The 20,422-nt window shown below is 55.7% G+C and carries 13 protein-coding genes; 6 read left to right on the top strand and 7 right to left on the bottom strand.

Going from position 1 to position 20,422, the window contains the following annotated elements; translation table 11 throughout:
* Positions 1-12: 12 nt before the first annotated feature.
* The gene (locus tag A8990_RS10930; protein ID WP_116189058.1) at positions 13-1,179 is read left to right on the top strand and encodes an SGNH/GDSL hydrolase family protein; all 1,167 of its coding nucleotides are present in this window, start codon (positions 13-15) and stop codon (positions 1,177-1,179) included.
* 66 nt (positions 1,180-1,245) lie between these two features.
* Here the strand turns inward: A8990_RS10930 and A8990_RS10925 are convergent, their stop codons facing one another.
* Genes A8990_RS10925 through A8990_RS10915 form a run of 3 tightly spaced genes read right to left on the bottom strand, consistent with a single transcriptional unit; the run spans position 1,246 to position 5,037 of the window.
* Positions 1,246-1,566: an MmcQ/YjbR family DNA-binding protein gene (locus tag A8990_RS10925; RefSeq protein ID WP_116189057.1), complete on the bottom strand. Its 321-nt coding sequence runs from the start codon at positions 1,564-1,566 to the stop codon at positions 1,246-1,248.
* Between the two features lie 23 nt (positions 1,567-1,589).
* Positions 1,590-3,965: an alpha-L-rhamnosidase-related protein gene (locus A8990_RS10920; RefSeq protein WP_181909509.1), complete on the bottom strand. Its 2,376-nt coding sequence runs from the start codon at positions 3,963-3,965 to the stop codon at positions 1,590-1,592.
* A 19-nt stretch (positions 3,966-3,984) separates the two neighbouring features.
* The gene (locus A8990_RS10915; RefSeq protein ID WP_116189055.1) at positions 3,985-5,037 is read right to left on the bottom strand and encodes a LacI family DNA-binding transcriptional regulator; all 1,053 of its coding nucleotides are present in this window, start codon (positions 5,035-5,037) and stop codon (positions 3,985-3,987) included.
* Between the two features lie 196 nt (positions 5,038-5,233).
* Here A8990_RS10915 and A8990_RS32715 point away from each other — a divergent pair, with 196 nt between their 5' ends.
* A complete protein-coding gene (locus A8990_RS32715) occupies positions 5,234-5,782 on the top strand; it encodes a hypothetical protein (RefSeq protein WP_116189054.1) in 549 nt (182 codons plus the stop codon).
* Positions 5,783-5,863: 81 nt separating this feature from the next.
* Here the strand turns inward: A8990_RS32715 and A8990_RS10905 are convergent, their stop codons facing one another.
* Both A8990_RS10905 and A8990_RS10900 read right to left on the bottom strand, forming a co-directional pair.
* Entirely contained in the window at positions 5,864-6,109 is a 246-nt protein-coding gene (locus tag A8990_RS10905) for a hypothetical protein (RefSeq protein ID WP_116189053.1), read from the bottom strand.
* A gap of 97 nt (positions 6,110-6,206) precedes the next feature.
* The gene (locus A8990_RS10900; RefSeq protein WP_147306797.1) at positions 6,207-7,334 is read right to left on the bottom strand and encodes a hypothetical protein; all 1,128 of its coding nucleotides are present in this window, start codon (positions 7,332-7,334) and stop codon (positions 6,207-6,209) included.
* 178 nt (positions 7,335-7,512) lie between these two features.
* Between A8990_RS10900 and A8990_RS10895 the strand changes: the two genes are divergently transcribed.
* The 3 genes from A8990_RS10895 to A8990_RS10885 all read left to right on the top strand — a co-directional run bounded on the left by A8990_RS10895 (position 7,513) and on the right by A8990_RS10885 (position 13,824).
* Entirely contained in the window at positions 7,513-8,694 is a 1,182-nt protein-coding gene (locus A8990_RS10895) for a WD40/YVTN/BNR-like repeat-containing protein (protein WP_116189051.1), read from the top strand.
* Between the two features lie 59 nt (positions 8,695-8,753).
* Entirely contained in the window at positions 8,754-9,134 is a 381-nt protein-coding gene (locus A8990_RS10890; protein ID WP_116189050.1) for a VOC family protein, read from the top strand.
* Between the two features lie 400 nt (positions 9,135-9,534).
* Positions 9,535-13,824 carry a choice-of-anchor I family protein gene (locus tag A8990_RS10885; protein ID WP_116189049.1) on the top strand — a complete coding sequence of 1,430 codons (4,290 nt, stop codon included), beginning with the start codon at positions 9,535-9,537 and terminating at the stop codon, positions 13,822-13,824.
* Positions 13,825-13,905: 81 nt separating this feature from the next.
* Here A8990_RS10885 and A8990_RS10880 read toward each other — a convergent pair whose 3' ends face one another.
* Together A8990_RS10880 and A8990_RS10875 are read right to left on the bottom strand one after the other, a co-directional pair.
* On the bottom strand, positions 13,906-17,268 hold the full coding sequence (locus A8990_RS10880) for a DEAD/DEAH box helicase (RefSeq protein ID WP_281272500.1): 3,363 nt from the start codon (positions 17,266-17,268) through the stop codon (positions 13,906-13,908).
* Positions 17,269-17,321: 53 nt separating this feature from the next.
* Positions 17,322-18,173 (bottom strand): helix-turn-helix domain-containing protein, encoded by an 852-nt coding sequence (locus tag A8990_RS10875; protein WP_245995949.1) that lies wholly within the window; start codon positions 18,171-18,173, stop codon positions 17,322-17,324.
* A 207-nt stretch (positions 18,174-18,380) separates the two neighbouring features.
* Here A8990_RS10875 and A8990_RS10870 point away from each other — a divergent pair, with 207 nt between their 5' ends.
* Positions 18,381-20,309 carry a beta-L-arabinofuranosidase domain-containing protein gene (locus tag A8990_RS10870; protein WP_116189047.1) on the top strand — a complete coding sequence of 643 codons (1,929 nt, stop codon included), beginning with the start codon at positions 18,381-18,383 and terminating at the stop codon, positions 20,307-20,309.
* Positions 20,310-20,422 lie beyond the last annotated feature (113 nt).

Raw genomic sequence — 20,422 nt, 5'->3', positions numbered from 1 at the left:
GATGCCAGGCATATGGCGATGCGATCAGGAATACCGCGTTTTGCAGACAAACTGCTGAGCGGAGAAGAGCTCACGGTAGCTTATTTAGGGGGTTCAATTACGGAAGGAGCAGGTGCTTCCAGGCAAGATGAGACGAGCTGGCGAGCGCTTAGCGGCCAGTATTTAGTCAATCGTTACGCCGATTCGCGGTTTACGTTCATCAACGCAGGAGTTGGAGGGACGGATTCCACCTTTGGCGCTCATCGGCTGCAAGCCCATGTGCTGAGTCAGGGCAAGGTTGCTCTGCTGTTCGTGGAGTTCAGTGTCAACGATGGCGAGGATCGGGAGGAGTCCATCCGAGGGATGGAGGGGATCGTAAGGCAGTGCCGCCGTCTGTCTCCTTGGACGGAGCTGTGTTTCGTATATACGGCAGCGGACAAAAACTTGTCGGACACGCTGCCATTTAATATCGCCGTACATGAAGAGGTAGCCGCGCATTACAATATCCCCTCTGTTAATTTTGCCGGGGGCGTTCAGGATCGGATTAATGCCGGCGTTGTGACATGGGAAGCGCTGGCTCCTGACCGCGTCCATCCGAATGACGAAGGGTATGCATTATATGCTTCCTATGTGGAGACATTTCTGGAGCAAGCGGTTCGTGCTGTTACGGCGGATACAGCGGATACGGCTGAGCATGAATCTGAATCTGAGCATGAATCTGAATCTGAGCCTAAATCGGATACGGAGCAGCTGCTCCCAGACCGACTGGACGATCGGAATTATGAGTATGCCATGATGCTCGATTGCGACGATGCTGCGATTGCTGCCAGTGGATTCACGACGCAAGTGCTTGGCGAAGATCAACCGCACATGAACTGGCGTTATGACATTAGGCATCTTGCTGCGAAGGGGGACGAAGGAGAGCAGCTATCTTTTGCCGTGGAGGGGCATCGTGCGGGGATTGTGCTGCTGCATGGACCGGACAGCGGCATCATGGAATATTCGCTGGATAACGGCGAGAGCTTCACGACGGTTGCTCTGTTCGACGAATGGTGCCTGCTTGCATATCGTCCGATTCTCGTGTTGTTCCCATACCAGCCAGACCGCGCCTTACAGCAGGTTACGATTCGCTGCACAGGTCGGAAGGACGAGCGGAGCAAAGGCACTGGAATCCGGGTGCTGAAGCTAATGAGCTCCTAATTCCTAATAGAGAAGAAGCCTCCTTTCAGTGGACCTGAGAGGAGGCTTCTTTTATTGGCGGACGAGCTACTCCGTCAGCGACCGCACGTACTGCAGCGCCGCTCCGGACAGCTCTTCCCATTGCTCCGCATGGTCATTCGGCACGCGCAGCCAGCCATTCATCTGCTTGCCGGGCGACGGCTCGAACGTCGCTGCGCCCTCAAGTGCAGCCGCATTGTTGCCCTCCGGCAGCTTGAATACCATGTCGCCTTTGTAGAACATGGCGAAGGCCTTCTTATTGATCTTCAAACATTGGTCGCCGAACATGCTGCCCTTCACGACACCATCGGTGAGCACGAGGTGGTCGCCGATTTCTTGATACTGCTGCTCAAGCTGCTGCTGTGACATCTGCAACTGCCTCCTATATAAGTTTACGACTCGGTAACGAGCTGCTTGCCGCTGTAATTGTCAATCGTGACCGCATAACCTTGCGGTGCACTAAGCCGGTAGTGAAGCTCGTCGCCTTCGACGCGCCAGTCCAGTTCAATTGGGCCCTCCGGCGTCGGCAGCTTGCCGCTGCACCATTCCAATCCCGTATCCATGAAGGCTATAGCGACCGATTGCTGCTTGCGGTCTACCGACGCAATGCCGAGCCCATCCCGATAGAGGCTGCGCACCACATGCGAAGCGAAGCCGTGATTGCAGCTAGCCGTCGTCCGATTATGCTCCCACAGCGTGCCTGTACGCTCCGCCATGACGCTGAAGAACGCCTTAATCTCCGCGATTAGCTGCTTCGCAAGACCAAGCTGCGACAACAGTTCCATCCGCAGATAATAGCCGATGAACGCATTCGCCGGATGAATGCCGCTAATGTCAGCCAGCAGAGGCTCGTCCGCATGCCGGATCGGGCTAAAATCATGCACGAGGCTCATGTACCAATCGCGCTGCTCTTCCGGATCCGCAATGCCGAAGAAGGCGGCATAATATTGGCACACCTCGGTGCGGTTGTCCGTCACCTCCAGCACGCCGTCCGCATCCTCCATCGCCTGATCCACGTAGAACGAACCGTCGTAAGACAGCTCCCGGATCATCTGCTTCACCATCGCCGCATCATCGTAGTACGACTCGATGCCGTACAGCCGTGCGGCAGCTTCAAGCGCACCGGCATAGAGCATATTGCTCGGGAAATTGATCCCTTTCACGAAATCATTCGCCTTCGACCACTCGATAAACACCCAGCTCTCGAGATTCTCGAGCAGCCCGAACTCGTTGCGGAAGCCTTCAAAGTAACTCAACAGCGCTTCGACTCTCGGCTGAAGCGAAGCAATCAGCTGCTCATCGCCGCCGCGATCTCTAAACTCCTCCAGCTGAAGAATGAACCAGAGCGCCCAGTTCGGAATGAACGTGCCGTCATAGTGATCCGCAGGATAGCACATCGGCAGCATTCCCTCGGGCAGATGCTCGAACCGTTCCGGCAGCAGGAAGTTTTCGAAGAAGTTATGCTCAAGCACATTGTCGCCGGTCAGATCGGCCTCGACGCGAGCGGTGAAGAAGCTGTCGCACAGCCAGCCCGCGCGTTCACGGGAAGGGCAGTCCGTGAAGTTGTCAACGGCGTTCTGCCGGAACGATTCACGCGCCGCTTCGAAGATGGCGCCAAGCGACTCGTCGGAGCAGCTGAATCCGGCACGGTCCGTATCCGGATTGGCGTATTCCCGGAACGTGCATATCGTCATCGTGCAGCTGCCTTCGAGCGCAATGAGCTTGAGATACTTCAGCGTGTACGGCTCGATCGTTTCGAAATCATACGCGCCTGGCTCGCATTCCAGATAAATAACATTCGAGCAATCCATGCGCAGATGATTAACATCGCCGTCTGTCAGAATCTCGTCAAAGGTTAGCGCAATACGTGAAGGCACTTCGCACCGGAAAGCGATTCCGATAAATCCGGTACGGTTGCAATCCAATGCGAGTATCGCGGCGCCATGCTGCTCCAGGTGCAGCTCGCCTGACAGCTTCGGCTCGCAATGCTCCTGCCAGCTTGTCCGCAGCTTGCCAAGCTCGTCGGTTGGCAGCAGCTCCAGCTCGTCGATCGTGAAGCCCTTCAGCTTCGGCCCAATATCCGTTAAAGCCCGGTCACGCCAAGGCTCTAAAGCTTCGTCGCGCTGTGATACCGAACCGCGCGCAACGACGGCTGCAGGCGACGCCGCATCAAAGGCCGGCTTGTTCACGCCGCGAGGCAGCAGCCGTTTCCCTTCAGCGACAGTTACTTCCGCCGCTTCCGCGGGCTTCGTCTCTGCATCGCAGCGCCAGCGGTGCATATCCGGCTTCAGCCGATACGCCTCCATGAATGGGCGCTGGAAGCTGTAGCGCGGCACTTTCTGCACGCGATCCGGCAGCACGAAAGCTTCGAAGCCACCGGCTCCTGTAACGCCAGTCGCCGCGATAACCGCGCCATCCGCCAGGACCTCCGCCTGCACGAACGAAGGCTGATCCAGCGTATAGAAGCTGTTCACGTTGTAGCCGGCAGCTTCAATCGCGACGATGCTCGGGCGTCCGGTCGCATACTCGTCATTAAGAACGTTCCACTCATCGACGCGATAATAACCATGAGGGGAAACGGCTGGCCCACATCCGACGAAGACGCCGTTGACGAATAAGCGGTATCGCGCGGAGGCGGTAACTCGCACGGTGCAGCTCTCAGGCAGATTGCCTTCCGCATCCATAAGCTGCGCGCGGAAGCCGCCGGTTATATTCATCGCCGTTTCCAGGCGGGCGGGCCAGATCGGCAGTGCTTTTGCAAACTTCAACTCATATCCCTCCATCAAACTATGTAGTCGGCTTCGTGCCGCAGCTTGCCCGAATGATCAGCTCTGACGGGATGACGATATTTTGCGCGCCGCGGTCCTTCTTGCGGGTGAGCAGCTTATGCAGCAGCTTCGCGCCTTCCTTGCCAATCTCGTACAGATCGGTCGTCACCGACGTAATACCGTATTTCTCCGCCAGCTCGGAGTTCTCGAAGCTGATGAGCGCGACATCGCCCGGAATGGACACCCCATGCTCGCGGCCATATTCAATAACGCCGACGCCTTGAACATCGCGCCCGCTAACGATTGCTGTCGGAGGCTCCTTCAACGCCATGAATGCAGCTGCAGCATTATAGCCGCTTCGCTCCTTCTCGTCGCCGATGAACACATACTCTTCGCGGAAGCGAATGCCTGCTTCCTCGAGCGCATCGCGATAACCCTCCAGCCGATCCTCGCACACGAGAAACTCGAGCGGCCCCGGACTAATGAAGGCAATACGAGTATGCCCAAGCTGAAGCATATGCTGCGCATTTCGGAAAGCGATGTCATAATTGTCGACGTCAACAGAGTTAACCTGATTCTTCAGCCCATTGCTGCCAATGATGACGACGGGAAAATGATGCTCGGACAGCTCTTCAATTACCGACGAATCTTGATTCGGCAAACAGATCAGCACGCCGTCCATGGCACGCTCGCGCATAAGCTTGATGAGCTTCGGTGTTTTGGCCTTATGGCCGATGTTGTCCCAGGAAATAAGCAGGTTGTAGTCCTTCTGGTCAAGCACCTCGCCGATGCCTTGCAGAAGATGGGAGAAGACGCTGTTGCCGCCGAAGGAGAAGAAGTCTGAAGCAGGATGGGGGGTGAATAAGCAGATATTGTTCGTTTTGCGGGTGACAAGCCCGCGGGCGGCAGAGTTCGGCTGATAGTTCAGCCTCTTAATAACCTCGAAGATGCGGTCTTTCGTTTCTTGCGCGACGGGAGCCGTCCCGTTGAAGGCGAATGAAACGGTCGAGATCGATACGCCGGCTTCCCGCGCAATATCTTTAATCGTGACGCTGCGGTCTGATTTGTTCATCGCACGCACCCTCTAAAAACGTTTTATATCGTAAACGTAGCATGACTTCCATTTTCCGTCAATTAGCCTGGAGCAAGTACGCGAAATTTAATAAAAACGTTTTTTATGGCATACAGACTGCCTCTTATCGTTTTGCCCTTGTCAGGGTATACTCGAACTCTAAGGGAATTCATGACCATTCATAGGAGGGTTCGCCATCAAAGAAAAATCGCTCGCCTATAACGTTCCGTACGGCTACGAGCAGCCGAAGGAAACGAGCAAAGGGACACTCATCTATTACGATACGTTCGAGCATACATCGGAGGCGGAGCTGGATTTTGCCGCACAGCTGGCTAGTGAGCGGGCATTCGCAAGGTTCGTGTTATATCCGCTGCATGAGGAGACGGTTAGGCGGATGAGCAAGGAGCCTGTCCGCGCCTATTACAAGCGGCTCGATCAGCTGAACGAGTGGAAACAGGATTACGAGGGCAGAGGAACGTCGATTGTCATTGAAGGCTTCGAGGGCAAGCGGAAGAAGTATACGCCGATCGATACGGCGCTGCGCCATCTGACCGAAGCGTATCCTTCGCCATATTTTATATACATGTCGCCTGAAACGGCGAATCAATTCGCTTCGTTCGACTCCTTCGAGGAGTGGATCGTGAAGCTGCGACTGCTGCTGCCGATGGAGCCGAGCACCATGCACAAACGGCTAGCACAGTACCGGAATCGCTGGGAAGTTGCCTCTCCATCCACATCTACATAAGCGAGAATAAGCTTTTAATAGCAGAAATAAAAAACCGACTCGCCCGCCATGTGCTTCATGGTTAGGGGGAAGTCGGTTTTGTTATGCCGCGTGCTTGCGGGGCTCTGCAGCCGGACGGTTGCTGCCTTCTGCGATAGCGCGAAGCTCTTTCAGCAGCTCGTTCAGCTCATTGCGAAGCTCGCTCAGCTCGGCGCTGCATCTGGCTTGCAGCTTATCCAGCTCTTTGGAGGACAGCCTGTCCTGCTTGATTTGGTAAATCAGCTTGTTCGTCGTCGTGTCGCTGTCGCACAGGCGATTGGCGTATACAATGGCAGGTGTGTGGTTCATCTCGTCATTCCCTCCTTTTTCCTTCAACTTAAGCCCAGTATAGCAGCCAAGTATTAACGGGAGATTTGGAAAGTATGAACCGAGTATTAAAATAGGCTTACCGCATTTCGCGAAGGAACATCTTATCGCCGATCAGCAGGTACGTGATGATGGGTGTCGGTCCGCCACTAAGAATGACGCTAAGTCCGTAATCGTATGAGGCGAGTCCGGAGTCTGGTGTTGCTGGAAGTTCAGATAAAAGCTCCAAGCCCGATGCCTTCTTCGTAAAATAGTACGTCCAGTACGATTGCTCGGCAGCTGTCGGTTTGCCATACAGCCGTTCCAGTACAGCAGCCGAGCTCTGTATGGTTATGCCTCGCAGTGTTCGGAACAGATGAGCAGGTTCTTCCTTCAGGCTGATGCCGGCTGCTTTCGTTCCGCGATAATAGACGGTCATGCTGTCATATTCATGGACGGGAAGCGATATGGTATAGCTATCATAGCTTCCTAGCAGCTTGTCCACGTCCGCCATCTCCATGCCGAGCCGAACAGTGCGGCCGAGCTCGTCAGTTACCGATAGGTCGTCTAGCACGAACGGTTCTGGCGTTAGCGGGAGCCCGTCGGTGCTGCTCGCAAGCTGTATTTTGCGATTAACAGCACGTTTGTAAGACGTACGATACATCACTTCCGAGCTTATCTCTCCGAATGCGTTTAGTGATACAACGACTTTGTAAATATCGGAGCGTCCCTCAGCCTCAGCCGCCTTCAGTTCCTTCGCTGTTCGCAGCTGCTTGAACTGGTAGGAATTCGCTTGGTACACATAGACGGGGTCGCTTCCTTCCGCTAGAGACGGTGCTCCGAGCAGCGCAGCCGACTGCGCCCAGCTTTGGCCGGACTTCACCTTCCTGCGGATGGTGCCTTCCATACCTGGATCAATCATCGCAGCTTTCCCGCCTGCATATCCGATCGTGACATCCTCGCCGTATCGATAATAATCGCCACTCAGCGTCTTGATCACCTGCGGCTTGCCGAGCTGAACGTCGATCTCGCTCTTATTCATGCCGAATTGTAACGAAACGACTGTGCCGTTGCGGGGAATATAAGCCGTCAATTGCGAGTAATTTAGTCGTCCTCCTATAGGCTGCTTGAGCGGGGCGGCATATGCATCCTCTATAGTTGAACCGGCTGTCCATAGGAGCGTGAATGCTAAGATGGAGGTGGTGAAGTAGCGTATTATTTTGTTCAATTGTTGTCTCCCCTTCGCTGGTTAGAAGTAACAGTCTTAGGAAATTTTATAATAATACGCAGGCGGTTGCCTAGCGGTTATTCGTCCTGCAACTTAAGCACCAGCACCCTCGTCGAATAGAGCAGGGAGAGAAATAGATACCTTATGGTAGTGAAATTCATAAAGAGGTGAATGGAAGATGAGAAGAATGATGTCCACGCTGACCGCTGCTGCGCTGCTCGTTGGAACGCTGCTCAGCGGAATGGCTGCTTCGGGCACTTCGGCAGAAGCAGCAGCTGCGAGTGTAGGTACGGCTTCTGCGCCGGCTGCTTGCCGGACGGATGATCACGGACTGAAGCTGGTGCCGATGAAAGACTCGGGCGGCGCGCATTTGCAGTCGATTCAGTTCCTTAGTGCCAACATCGGGCGTGCAGCAGGTAACGGGTTTATGATTGGCACATCGGACGGCGGCTGTCACTGGCAGGCGATCTATAATACAGGCAAGCTGAGCTTCAGCCAGATGCAGTTTCTGACTAACTCAGTCGGCTATGTACTGGCGCGGACTGGCGCGGAGAAGCAGAACACGCTTCTTAAGACGACAAACGGCGGCTCGAGCTACACATGGATTCCGACAGGGCAATATGGGTTCGACCGGATTCAGTTTCTGAGTGAGAATGTCGGCTACGGCTTCACGCACCAGTTCACGTTCAAGACGACGAACGGCGGGAAGAGCTGGACGAAAGTAACAACTCCGCCGAACACGCGGTATGTCCAGTTCATGTCGCAGGATAAAGCATGGGCGATTATTGTAAAAGCAACCGGCGGCTACGAGGTCATGAAGACCGTCGATGGCGGCGCAACGTGGGCACTATCGCTCACCGCGAAGTCGGAGGCGAACTACGGCGGCGCGATCTACGGCGCAGACAGCTCGGATGTATGGGTCATTCTGTACGGCGGCTCGGGCATGTCGCAAACCTCGTATTCGGCGTTTCATACGACAGACGCGGGCGCGCATTGGAAGCAGGTCATCTCGAATTCGTCGGCGGGAGGCGGCCCGGCTCCAGGTCCGGACATACCGCCAGGCACGCTGACAGGACCGGCAGGCAAACCGACGGATATGGCGGTCATCGGCCATTCGGCGGCCTATATGACGGCTTCAAGCGGTGCGCTCGAACAGGTCCAATTCGGTCGTACGCTTGACGGCGGAAAGACGTGGAGCAACTTGCCGAGCGGCGTGCCTGGCTTCGAAGGGAAGCTATCCTTCGTATCTGCAGCGACAGGATATATGGCAGTGACCGGCTGGATGGGCTCCGGGGTATACAAAACGACTGATAATGGAACAAAGTGGACGAAACTATTCGGACTGCCTGATGCGAATTAGTGCCCGCAGGCGCGGTGCAGTGTTATAATAATGGAAAAAAAAGGCGGTGACCTGTAGCTATGCTGCAGCATGAAGGTATCCACCATGTAAGCATCATTGTATCGGACATTGAGCGGGCCCAAGCATTCTATCGCGATGTGATCGGGCTTGTGGAGATCGAGCGGCCGGCGTTTGACTTTCCGGGCGCGTGGTATGCGATTGGGGCAGGCGGGCAGCAGCTGCACCTCATCGTGCACGAAGGCGAGACGAAGCGCAGCGGCGGCATCGATACGCGCGACGGGCATTTCGCCATTCGCGTGGCCGACTTCGACGCCACGATCGCTTGGTTGGATAAGTGCGGCGTCCCGCACAGGAATAACCGGAACAGCATCACGGGCTTCGCGCAGATTTTCATCATCGACCCGGATCATAATGTGATTGAGCTGAATGCGGCGAGGTAATGGTGGTGGCGGTGGTGCGCGGGGCGGGCGCGGAAAAATGTAACGGACTCCAGAGACGCTAATTGGCCCAAAATGTGCGTGAGACTCGTAAGTTGGGTTCAATAGAGTTTCCTGTGTCCGTTAGAGTTACAAAACCGGCGAAATTGGCCAAATAACGCTTCCAGAGTCCGTTAGGTCGCGAGTGGGCGAGACAAGTAGACAGGTCAGCAATTCGTAACGCCGTATATGAAAATATTGAAAACCGTATCCAAGAATGGGTACGGTTTTTGTTTTTGCATTTTTGTAAATGAGCGCATTATTTTCTGAGAAATTTACGTAATCACCATTATTTTTTAATTTTTCGCGGACAAACCTTGCCTATAATGAACCAAACTAATGATTAGAGGGGTTGTTTAGGCGAATGAAACCGAAGAACAAGAGGCTATTGTCGCTGTTTCTCTCCGCAGAAATAGTGGCGGGCGCTCTGCTGTCTGTAAGTCCTGTGGCTGCTGATGCTGCTGTGGTAGTTGTACCAGGCACACCGTATGATGCAACTGGCAATTATGATCCAACTGTAAAGCACGTCATCATTAATCAGTATTTTGGATCCGGCACATCGACTAAAGGCGCTGTAAACTATGGATTCATCGAGCTCTACAATCCTACGAATTCTGCTGTTGATTTAAGCCAGTGGTCACTTCAATATGCTGATCGTGATGATGACTCGGCGATAGGTCCTACAGGCGATTGGCAGATGTTAAAACTTACTGGCACGATAGCGGCGCACTCCTCCTTCCTTATTCGCGGAGCTGCTTCAGCAACGCCAACGACGAAGTTGGATGTAAGTGCAAAGAAAGACATGGAATTCATCCTAGAGGGTGATTCAACACCTATCGTTTTCACAAATAAAGGCATGAAGCTCGCTCTGATGAGCAATCAGACCAAGTTGGATGAGGTTCTGAATGTGAACCCGTTCAGCAATAATCCCAAGCCTGCCGGCTACGTGGACATGCTCGGTACGGGGGATAATGACCCCATCGATCCACCAAATCCACAAACGGACATCGATGGCTACGAAACCGCTTACCCTGCCGGTCCGGTTGTAGGTTCAGGTCCTCTTGGAACTACGAAGGGCGGAACATCCAAGAACGCGGGACTTCGCCGTATTAACTTTGCAGACACGGATAATAACAAGAACGATTTCGTAGAGGTGATCTACGGAAATATGACGGTCGGCGACCCGAATCTTGCAACCTACGGACCGCGCAGCAGCACCGACGGCGCATGGGGCGTAACTCCGCCTCCGCCGAGCCCGCTTGCTATTTCCACGAGTGCTTTGCCGGATGCATCCAAAGGTGTTGCCTACTCGGCAACTGTTGCTGTCACTGGCGGAACGACTCCGTATACGTACAATGCAACAGGTCTGCCTGCCGGACTGTCGATCAACTCGACAACAGGTGTCATTTCGGGTACGCCTGACGTTAGTGCGACAGCGTCCAATGAGGTTGCAGTAATAATTACCGATAACGCAGAAGCGACGGCATCCAAGACGTTCACGCTGAATGTGAACACGGCGCATGCCGATACGCTTAATATCACGAAGCTTGGAACGTTCATTGCCGGCACGCCGAATGCGGACGGCGGCGTAGCGGAGATTGTGAAATACAATCCGAACAATCATAAGTTCTACTCGGTTAACGGTTCCTCGCGTCCAGCGACGCTCGATATCGTTAGCTTGGACAGCAGCGGCGTTCCATCCGCGAATCCAACGAAGATTAACATCGAGAATGTTGTGACGGATCATGTGCCTGGCTTCGCTTACGGCGATTTCACTAGCGTAGACATCGACACGAAGCGCAATCTTGTTTATGCGGCGATTCAAGAAGCGACGTATACGAAAAATGGCGTTATTCTTGTATTCGATGCGGAAGGCAACTATGTGACGTACTATGAGGCTGGCGTTCAGCCGGATATGGTCAAAGTAACGAGCGACGGCCGTTATGTACTGACTGCCGATGAAGGCGAGCCGAGATTGGCCGGCGCAGATCCGGATGGCTCCATTACAGTTGTCGATACGAAGGCGGGTACCGTCAAACACGTAAGATTCGATGATCAGAGCGTTATTGACGATAATGTTCATCTGCGCGGCACAACGAACGCGAGCGGAATGATTACGGGTCCTGCAGCATCCAAAGCAGCGGCTGTATACGATCTGGAGCCAGAGTATATCGCACTGTCCGCCGACGAGAGCATCGCTTATGCTTCGTTGCAGGAAGGCAACGCGATTGCAGCGATCAATATTGCGGACGGAACCGTTATTTCCGTCAAAGGACTTGGCTATAAAGACTTGAGCGCTTCGGATAATGCTTTGGACTTGGTGAAGGACAGCGCAATCAAGTTCGAGAACGTTCCGTTCCAAGGCATGTATATGCCGGACGGTATCGATACGTATTCGGTTGGCGGCACGACGTACCTGTTCACAGCGAACGAAGGTGATGGTACGGAATGGCTTAATGATAATGAGTTGCCGATAAGATCGAACGTGTCCACGATTGGCGCGATTAAAGGCAATCTGGATCCGAACTCGGCAGCAGCGCATTTCCTGGCGAGCAAGACGGTCAACAACAAGACGCCTTATGACAGCGTCGAAGTGCCAAGCGACATGGGGCCGGATGGCATTTACCTGTATGGCGGCCGTTCATTCTCCATCTGGGATGCAAGCACGCTATCGCAAGTGTATGACAGCCATAATGATTTTGAGAAAATTACGGCTGAGCGTCTGCCTGCATACTTCAACTCCGACCATAAGGAAGTCGCGTTCGACAAGCGCAGTCCGAAGAAAGGTCCTGAGCCGGAGTATGTGAAGGTAGGCAAGGTTGGCGACAAAGCGTTCGCCTTCGTTGGTCTCGAGCGTATCAGCGGAGTTATGACATATGATGTTACTGATCCAACGCATCCGGCATTCGCGAACTATATCAATACGCGGGACTTCACGGCGCAAGGAACGGGAGGCAATCCGCCTCAGACGGATCTTGGTCCGGAAGGCATCGAGTTTATTCCAGCGACGGCAAGTCCGACAGGATTGCCACTGATTCTAGTGGCGAATGAAGTAGGCGGTACGATTGCCGCGCTTCAACTGAACGTAACGAAGATTACGCTGAATACAAATGCACTGAGCTTCCTAACGGGAGATGCGGCGCAGCAGCTTCAGGCAACGGTAGCACCGGTAGGCGGCAGTGCATCGACAGTAACATGGACTTCGTCGAATCCTGCAGTTGCAACAGTCAATCCGAACGGTCAAGTCACGCCGATTGCTCCAGGTACAGCTGTTATTACGGCGCTCAGCGCGGATGGCTACGGTGTCGCTGAAGCGAAAGTAACGGTAACAGCTCGCCCAAGCAGCGGATCTGGTGGTACAGGAGGTTCAGACTCCAACACAGGCAAGCCTGACGATTCGGCCAATACAGGCACCACGCCTAGTACAGACGGATCTAAAGTTACAACTGAGGTCAAACCGGTTACAGACAGCTCGGGCAAGGCTGCGGCAACGGTCTCGGATAAACAAATTGATGAAGCATTGGCTAGTCTGACGGCAAGCGGTACAGCAGGACAGAATGGCACGCTGGAAATTAAAGCTGTAGCAGATGCGAATGCAACGAAGAACACCATTACGCTTCCATCGAAATCGGTCGACCAAATCGCAAGCAGCAAGGTATCGGCTGTAACGATTGATGGCGGGGTAGCGCGAGTTACATTCGACCAGACTGCAGTATCTACAGTGGCCGGAGCGGCTGACTCCGGTGAAGTATCCCTATCGATCGAGCGCGTTAGCGCATCGGACGTAATGGCGAATTTGCCGGCTGGCGCGCAATCGGCCGTGAGTGCGGTGATCGGTTCTCATCCGGTCTATCAGTTCTCCGTAACGGCAGACGGCAAGCATGTTTCGGATTTTGGCGGCGGTACGGCAACGGTTGAAGTCGCATACACGCCAGCTCCGGGAGAAGACAGCAACGCAATCGTGATTTACTATATTGCAGACAACGGCGATATCGTAATGGTGCCTCAGACCAATTACGATAAGGCTACCGGCAAGCTAAGCTTCCAAGTGGGGCATTTCTCGACTTACGCGGTTGCTTACAAGCAGGTGAATTTCAAAGATACGGCAGCAAGCTTTGCGAAGGATCAAATCGTATACCTGACAGCACGCGGCATCCTGCAAGGAACAACGGATTCGAGCTTCGGGACAAAAGCAAATGTATCTCGTGCGGATTTCGTTCTGATCCTCGCGCGAATCGCGGGAGCAGATTTGACTGGCTACACAAACAATGAGTTCAATGATGTAAAAGCTAACGCGTATTACGCGAAGGCTGTAGCGTGGGCAGCGGATAAAGGCATTACGAGCGGCGTTTCCGAGGGTATGTTTAATCCGGGCGCAAGCCTTTCGAGAGAACAGCTGGTTGCTATGATCACGAGATTCGCAGATGTTGTTGATTACGATCTGCCGAAGAACGTGAAACCAGTTGCATTCGCGGATGCTTCGCAAATCTCGGCATTCGCGGTCAACGCTGCAAATGCGGTTCAACAAGCAGGCATCATCAACGGAACAACGACGAGCAATCAAGCAGGCGTGTACTTCGCGCCGAAGAAAGCGGCAACTCGCGAAGAAGCAGCGAAGATGCTGGCGATTCTGTACCAAGGATTGACGAAGTAATACGTTGTAATTAATCAGGAAATGAAACAGGGCTGTCTCGCAAGGTCATGAAGTGACCTTAGAGACAGCCCTGTTCTTTAATTAGGTGAGCATGAGCAGCTCGCGGATTTCATTCTCGGTCAGGGCGGACAGTGCCTCCTCGCCGGGTTGAATGACCTCGCTGATGAGGTCTTTTTTGCGCTGCTGCAGCTCGAACATTTTGTCTTCGACGGTGCCTCGGCTGACGAGCCGAATCACCTGGACGACGTTCTTCTGTCCGATCCGGTACGCTCGGTCGGCAGCTTGCTGCTCGACGGCCGGGTTCCACCACAGGTCGTACAGAATGACCGTGTCGGCGCCGGTCAAGTTGAGTCCTGTCCCGCCGGCTTTGAGCGAGATAAGGAACAGCTCGCGCTCGCCGTCGTTGAAGCGGGAGCTCAGCTCTACACGCTCCGCCGAAGGGGTGCTGCCATCGAGATAGAAGAACGGCACGCCGCGCTGCGTCAGCTCCCGTCGGATAATATCGAGCATCTGCGTGAACTGCGAGAAGACGAGCATCCGCCTGCCGGCGCTGCGGCATTCGTCGATCAGCTCGAGCAGCTGCTCGAACTTGGCGGAGCTGCCCTCGTAGTCTTCGACGAACAGGGCAGGGTGGCAGCACAGCTGGCGCAGACGCGTCAGCCCGGCAAGGATGCGTATCCGATTGCGCTGGAACGTATCCTTGTCCAGATGCTTCAGCGTCTCATGCCGCAGCTTCGCCAGGTAGGCGGCGTACAGCTTCTTCTGCTCGGGCAGCAGCTCGGCTGCAAGCTGCGTCTCGATCTTCTCCGGCAGTTCCTTCAGCACGTCGGTCTTCACCCTGCGCAGCAGGAAGGGGCGGGCACGCTTCGCAATCGCCTCGCGCGTGAGCTCCGCGAATTCCTTCCGCTTCGGGAACAGGCCGGGACAGACGGCATCGAAGATGCTCCACAGCTCTTCGAGCCGGTTCTCGATCGGCGTGCCCGTCAGCGCGAACCGATAACGCGCCTCGAGCAGCTTCACCGTCTGCGCCGTCTGGGTCGTATAGTTCTTGAACGCCTGCGCTTCATCGAGAATGAGCGTATGGAACGCTCGTCCCGCGAACAGCTCGGCGTCCCGGCGCAGCAGCGGATACGAAGTGATGATCACATCCGCGTCGGCTGCATCGACTGCGCCTGCACCCGCTGCCGCGGCGATTGTTCCGTTCAATATGCGGGTTCGTTCGACCTTCGTGCCGTCGGCGACGACCGCCCGAAGCTGCGGCGCGAACCGGCGCAGCTCGTGGAGCCAGTTGTACGTGACCGAAGCGGGCGCCACGATAATGGCAGGGAGCCGATGCTCGCGGATTTCAGGCAGCTGGGAGACGAGGAACGCGATGCTTTGCACCGTTTTGCCAAGCCCCATGTCGTCTGCCAATATCCCGCCAAAATGATAATGCGCCAGCGTGCGCATCCACTGATAGCCGTATACCTGATAGTCTCGAAGCACATGCGCAAGACTGTCCGGCACCGGGAAGTCGAGGTTGTCCGGGCTTCTCAGGTTGTCGAGCAGCCGCCGGAACGACTTATCGAGCGAGATGGTTTTGCTGCCGCGGAAGTTGTCCATGAGATGAAGACCGCGCAGCAGAGGAACGTGTATACCAGCTGCGGTGAGATCCTTCACCGTGAATTTCGCCTCGTTAAATAACCGGATCATCTCCTGCAGCTCTTCGGTTTCGAGCGGCATGAGCGAGCCGTTCGGCAGGCGGTGATAGCGGCGTTTCTCCTCCATCGAGCGCAGCAGGCGGCGAATCTCCGTTTCCGGAATGCCGCTAATATCGAACTCGAATTCGAGCCAATGCGTCCGCTCGTTCATCTTGATGGAAACCTTCGGCGGCGGTCCGCCTGTATGAATTCTGGTCCGTACCGCCGAAGTGGCATGGACCGTCAGCAGCTTCTCTAGCTGAGGGACGATATGGTACAGAAACTGATACTCCGTTTCCTCGTCCTCCATGAAATAACCGGCTTCCGTCTTCGCGAACCCGGCTTCCTCCATAAGTGCGAGGATACGCCGTTCCGTCTCGCCATCGCGCACGAGAATAAGCCCGCCGGCACGATTCGTGACATCCTTATCCGCTTCGAGCGGATTGATGATTAGCTCGCCGTAGTGGAATTCCAACCCCGCGAGCAGCCGGTCCCGTACGCGGTCCAAGTAGAGCCGGGCCTTCAACGGCCGATGGGTGACGCGGTTCTCGACCGCCTCGGCGATATGGACGCTGCCGAGCTTCAACAGACCCGGGATGACGCGTTCCATGAACGGCTCGATCTGCTCCGGCCGGATCTCGACATGATCCCGCGCGCCGGATTGTTCCAGGAGCTCTTGCAGATCTGTCAGTCTGCGGCAGCCTTCGGGCGGAAGCGGCGCCAGCTTGCCTTCGCTTGCGATGACGAGGCCATAGTCCTCCATGATCGTCATCCGATCAAGGCCTTCAACATCCAGCTGGTAACTGCTGCTGCTGCCCCTCGCCCCGTTCCGTCCATTTCCGCCGCCTTGACCGAGCTTGAACTGCAGGGGCAGCCGCTCGTCCGAGATGACGATGCCTTCATGCTGCACGCCTTCATGCTCAAGTAGTGTAGATGGCGCCTTCGTCAGCGACGGCAGCAGCGACTCCCACGCGTAGGGCGGAATGAGCAGCATTCGCTCGCCGCTCATTGGGCTGGCATGCATCGTATAAGCGCTCGTCGTCTCGCGGTACATGCTCTCCTGATGCTGAATGGCGATCAACTGCTTCATGATCTTGTAATCGGCGGGGTGGAAGCTATGCACGATCGGGTCGTAGGTAAACGCCTTCGACAGCGGATACGCTTCGCCCCGCTCGATATGCGCGAGGAAGCCGCGAATCTGCTGCACGATTAATGGGCGCGCAAGTCCCGCCTTCATCTCGATGCCGAAGAGCCGCTTGCGGTTTCTGCGGCCGTAAGCGAACGGCTTGACGATGAAGGTGATGTCCAGCAGCGCGCGGGACTCGACAATCGACCGCGCGCCGACAGGCAGACGCGGCTGCTTATGCGCGAACAGCCCGAGCAGGCTTGCGGCGAGCTCGCCATCGGCCGCACGCTCAGCGCGATCCGGCGCGGCAACCGCAGCGGCAGCAGCGGGCTTCCCTTCCGCGCGTCCCGCCTGCTGCGCATCATGCAGCTGTAAGAGTACGGCTGCGATATGCGAGCAGTACTTGTCGTACGAGGACAGCGTCGGACAGCTGCAGCCTGCTGCGACGTCGCCGTCCTCGTCGATTCGCACGCTCACGTCGAAGCGCTCTTGCAGCTTGACGATCGCTTCGCAGCGCGAGCCGTCCGGCTCATAGCGCGTAATGGTCACTTTGCCGCTGCGAAATGCGGCTTCGCCTTTCTTATACGAAAGCTGTCCGCACATCGACATGATCGCGGACAGCGTCAGTGAGTTGCTCACAGTCACAGTCGAAGTTCCTTTCCATCCTTGCACATTTGTTTTTATTATACCGTTTACCGATAGCGCTGGCGAAAAGCTTTCGGCCGCGTTCCCGTATGCTTGCCGAAGCAGCGGACGAAGTACGGAAACGTGAGGAAGCCGGTCTCCTCGGCGATGGTGCCGATCGGCTCGTTCGTGTGAATAAGCAGATACTTCGCCCGCTCGATGCGATAGCGGGTCAAATATTCTAGCGGCGTGCAGCCGAACGCCTTCTTCATGCACAGCGCAATATAGTTCGCGTGAAAATGCAGCCGCTCCGACAGCTCCTTATAGCTGAGCGGCTCGCGATAATGGAGCCGCAGAAACGCGGCCGCTTCATCGGCTACCGCCAGATGAGCGTCCCGTGCGGCTTCGCCGCCTTCCTCCTGCAGCTGAAGCAGCAGCTCGAGGAAGATGCCTTGCTGGCGGAAGCTGCTCGCGGCCGAAGGGTCCTGACGGAGCGCTATAAGCTGGCGCATCCAGCTGTATACCGTCTCCGGCGTACGAAGCTCGCCGGATCGCGGAATATGGTACACGAACGTTTCGATCTGCATGTACGGCTCATTGCTGACCGGCGGCGTGAAAGGCACTTGTTCATTCACTTCGCCCCAGCTGCCGAGCGTTTGGAAATGGAGCCAATAGAAATGCGTTTCCTCCGTACACGGGATTCGCGACCGGTGGAAGCGGTCAGGCCGCAGAAACGCATAGTGACCCGCAGGAACGGTAAGCACCATGCCTTCTTCCTCCATGTAGAGACAGCCCTTCGTAACGATGAGCAGGTCGAATACGCCAATGCTGGCGCGCTCGGCATGTCTAGCTCCGGGAGCATAGGTGTCTTCGCCGCATGTAATATGGTGAGGCATAGGCGGAGAGGTGAATCGGAACATTATCGTGCGCTCCTTCGCGGGTACGAATGGATATATTTCTTTTATGATAAGAGATTATGACGCATTGTACTAGCCCTGCCAGCTTGATCTTCATGTTGTAATCGGACAATTTCTTGTTGTGTTCGGCTATCGGCCGACCGTGGCCGCCGTGCTATATTCAAGAGGAGATGTTCGACTATCATGGTGTGCAAAGGGAGACGTGCGAGAATGGAATCGACGATGAGAAAGCTGAATGCTACCGCGTTCCAGGCGCTGCCGCTTGGCGCGATTAAACCGGCAGGCTGGCTGCGCAACCAGCTTCGCATTCAAGCAGACGGACTGACGGGCCATCTGGAGGAGCATTGGGGCGACGTTGGTCCGGGCAACGGCTGGATTGGCGGAAGCGGCGAGAGCTGGGAGCGCGGTCCATACTATCTGGACGGCATGCTGCCGCTTGCCTACTTGCTCGAAGATGAGAAGCTGATTGCCAAAGCGCAGCGCTGGGTTGAATGGTCGCTCGCCAGCCAGAAGGAGGACGGCTCCTTCGGTCCCGAAGGCACGATTCAATCGGTGAATCAAGATATTAACAAGAAGCATGACTGGTGGCATTACATGATCATGCTGAAGGTGATGACGCAGTACAAGGAAGCGACTGGCGATCCGCGTATCGTTCCGTTCTTGACGAAGTTCTTCGGCTATGTCCGCAGCAGAATTGAAGCGATGCCGCTCGAAGGCTGGGCAAAAGCGCGCGGTGCCGAGATGCTGCTCTGTATCCAGTGGTTGCACCGGGAAACCGGCGAAGCACCGCTTCTGGAGCTTGCCGACATAGTGGCGAAGCAGACGAACGATTGGACGGATATTTTTCACGACTTCCCTTACTGGCGCAAGGTTGAAGAGTGGGACTGGACGACGCATGTCGTGAACGTGGCGATGGGCATCAAGACGCCGGGCATCCGATATGAGCTGAGCGGCGCAGAGGTGGAGCGCGCAGCGGTTCATCGCGGCATCGACAGCCTGATGACGTATCACGGGCAGGCGCACGGCATGTTCTCCGGAGATGAATGGCTGTCCGGCACGCATCCGAGCCAAGGCGTCGAGTTATGCGCTGTCGTCGAATATATGTATTCGATGGAGCATTTGACACGGGTGTTCGGCGAAGGACGTTTCGGGGACATTCTCGAAAAGGTAGCGTTCAACGCGCTGCCTGCGACAATCTCGAAGGATTGGCGCGCGCATCAGTACGATCAGCAAGTGAACCAGGTCGTGTGCAACGTGGCGCCGCGCAATTGGAGCAACGGACCGGAGGCGAATCTGTTCGGACTCGAGCCGAACTTCGGCTGCTGTACGGCGAACATGCATCAGGGCTGGCCGAAGCTGACGTCGCATCTATGGATGAGCGATAACCGCAGCGGACTGGCGGCAGTGTCGTATGCGCCTTGCACGGTGCAAGCACCGGTTGGCGGCGGGGCTTCCGCAACAGATGCGGCAGCTACAGCGACGCTCACGGTCAGCGGCGAGTATCCGTTCCGCGACACGGTTACTATCGATGTGGCACTGGATCGCGCGAGCGCGGATTTCGCCATTTCGCTTCGCATCCCGGCATGGTGCGAGTCGCCAAGCCTAACAATTAACGGAGTTAAGCAGGAGCTTAACGTCGTTAACGGCTATGCGCGCGTGGAGCGGGAATGGGTGAATGGCGAGCTTCTTACGCTGACTTTGCCGATGGAGGTTCGTACGATATCCCGCAACCTGTACGCCATCAGCGTCGAGCGTGGACCGCTTGTATTCGCGCTGCCGATTCAAGAGAATTGGCAGCTGCTGACGAAGCGGGAGATGTTCCACGATTGGGAGGTATACCCGGGCTCGCCTTGGAAGTACGGCTTGCTCGCCGATAATAAATTCGAGGCAAGCTTGTCCGAGGTGCCGTACCAGCCGTTTGACGCCGAGCACGCGCCGGTGCGCCTCAAGGCGACGGGGCAGCTCGTCCGCGAGTGGAAGATGGAAGGCAACAACGCCGGAACGCCGCCGATCTATCCGAAGACGGCGGGTCAAGAGCTCGCCGAGCTGACGCTCGTGCCGTATGGCAGCGCGCGCTTGCGCATCGGCGAGTTCCCGCTCATCGGCGAGCGGGAGAAGGCATGGAAGAAGCGCGTATAGAACGTGCGGCACATGTGATGGTGCGGCTTACGGGGTGTTTTATATGCTGAGAGTCGGAATTTCCGACTCTCAACGATGGCTCCGACGCGATTTGGGGCAGTTTGCGTTGTGAG

Origin of the sequence: Paenibacillus taihuensis, from assembly GCF_003386535.1 — a bacterium.
In the GTDB taxonomy this organism is placed as follows: domain Bacteria; phylum Bacillota; class Bacilli; order Paenibacillales; family Paenibacillaceae; genus Paenibacillus_Z; species Paenibacillus_Z taihuensis.
Note: the sequence above shows the minus strand (reverse complement) of the source record. Positions and strands in the feature narration are given on the sequence as shown.

Bases quoted from the DNA above. Each gene is read 5' to 3' on its own strand.
- A8990_RS10930 (WP_116189058.1), top strand. From the start codon at position 13: ATGGCGATGCGATCAGGAATACCGCGTTTTGCAGACAAACTGCTGAGC.
- A8990_RS10925 (WP_116189057.1), bottom strand. From the start codon at position 1,566: ATGTCACAGCAGCAGCTTGAGCAGCAGTATCAAGAAATCGGCGACCAC.
- A8990_RS10915 (WP_116189055.1), bottom strand. From the start codon at position 5,037: ATGAACAAATCAGACCGCAGCGTCACGATTAAAGATATTGCGCGGGAA.
- A8990_RS10905 (WP_116189053.1), bottom strand. From the start codon at position 6,109: ATGAACCACACACCTGCCATTGTATACGCCAATCGCCTGTGCGACAGC.
- A8990_RS10895 (WP_116189051.1), top strand. From the start codon at position 7,513: ATGAGAAGAATGATGTCCACGCTGACCGCTGCTGCGCTGCTCGTTGGA.
- A8990_RS10890 (WP_116189050.1), top strand. From the start codon at position 8,754: ATGCTGCAGCATGAAGGTATCCACCATGTAAGCATCATTGTATCGGAC.
- A8990_RS10885 (WP_116189049.1), top strand. From the start codon at position 9,535: ATGAAACCGAAGAACAAGAGGCTATTGTCGCTGTTTCTCTCCGCAGAA.
- A8990_RS10875 (WP_245995949.1), bottom strand. From the start codon at position 18,173: ATGTTCCGATTCACCTCTCCGCCTATGCCTCACCATATTACATGCGGC.
- A8990_RS10870 (WP_116189047.1), top strand. From the start codon at position 18,381: ATGGAATCGACGATGAGAAAGCTGAATGCTACCGCGTTCCAGGCGCTG.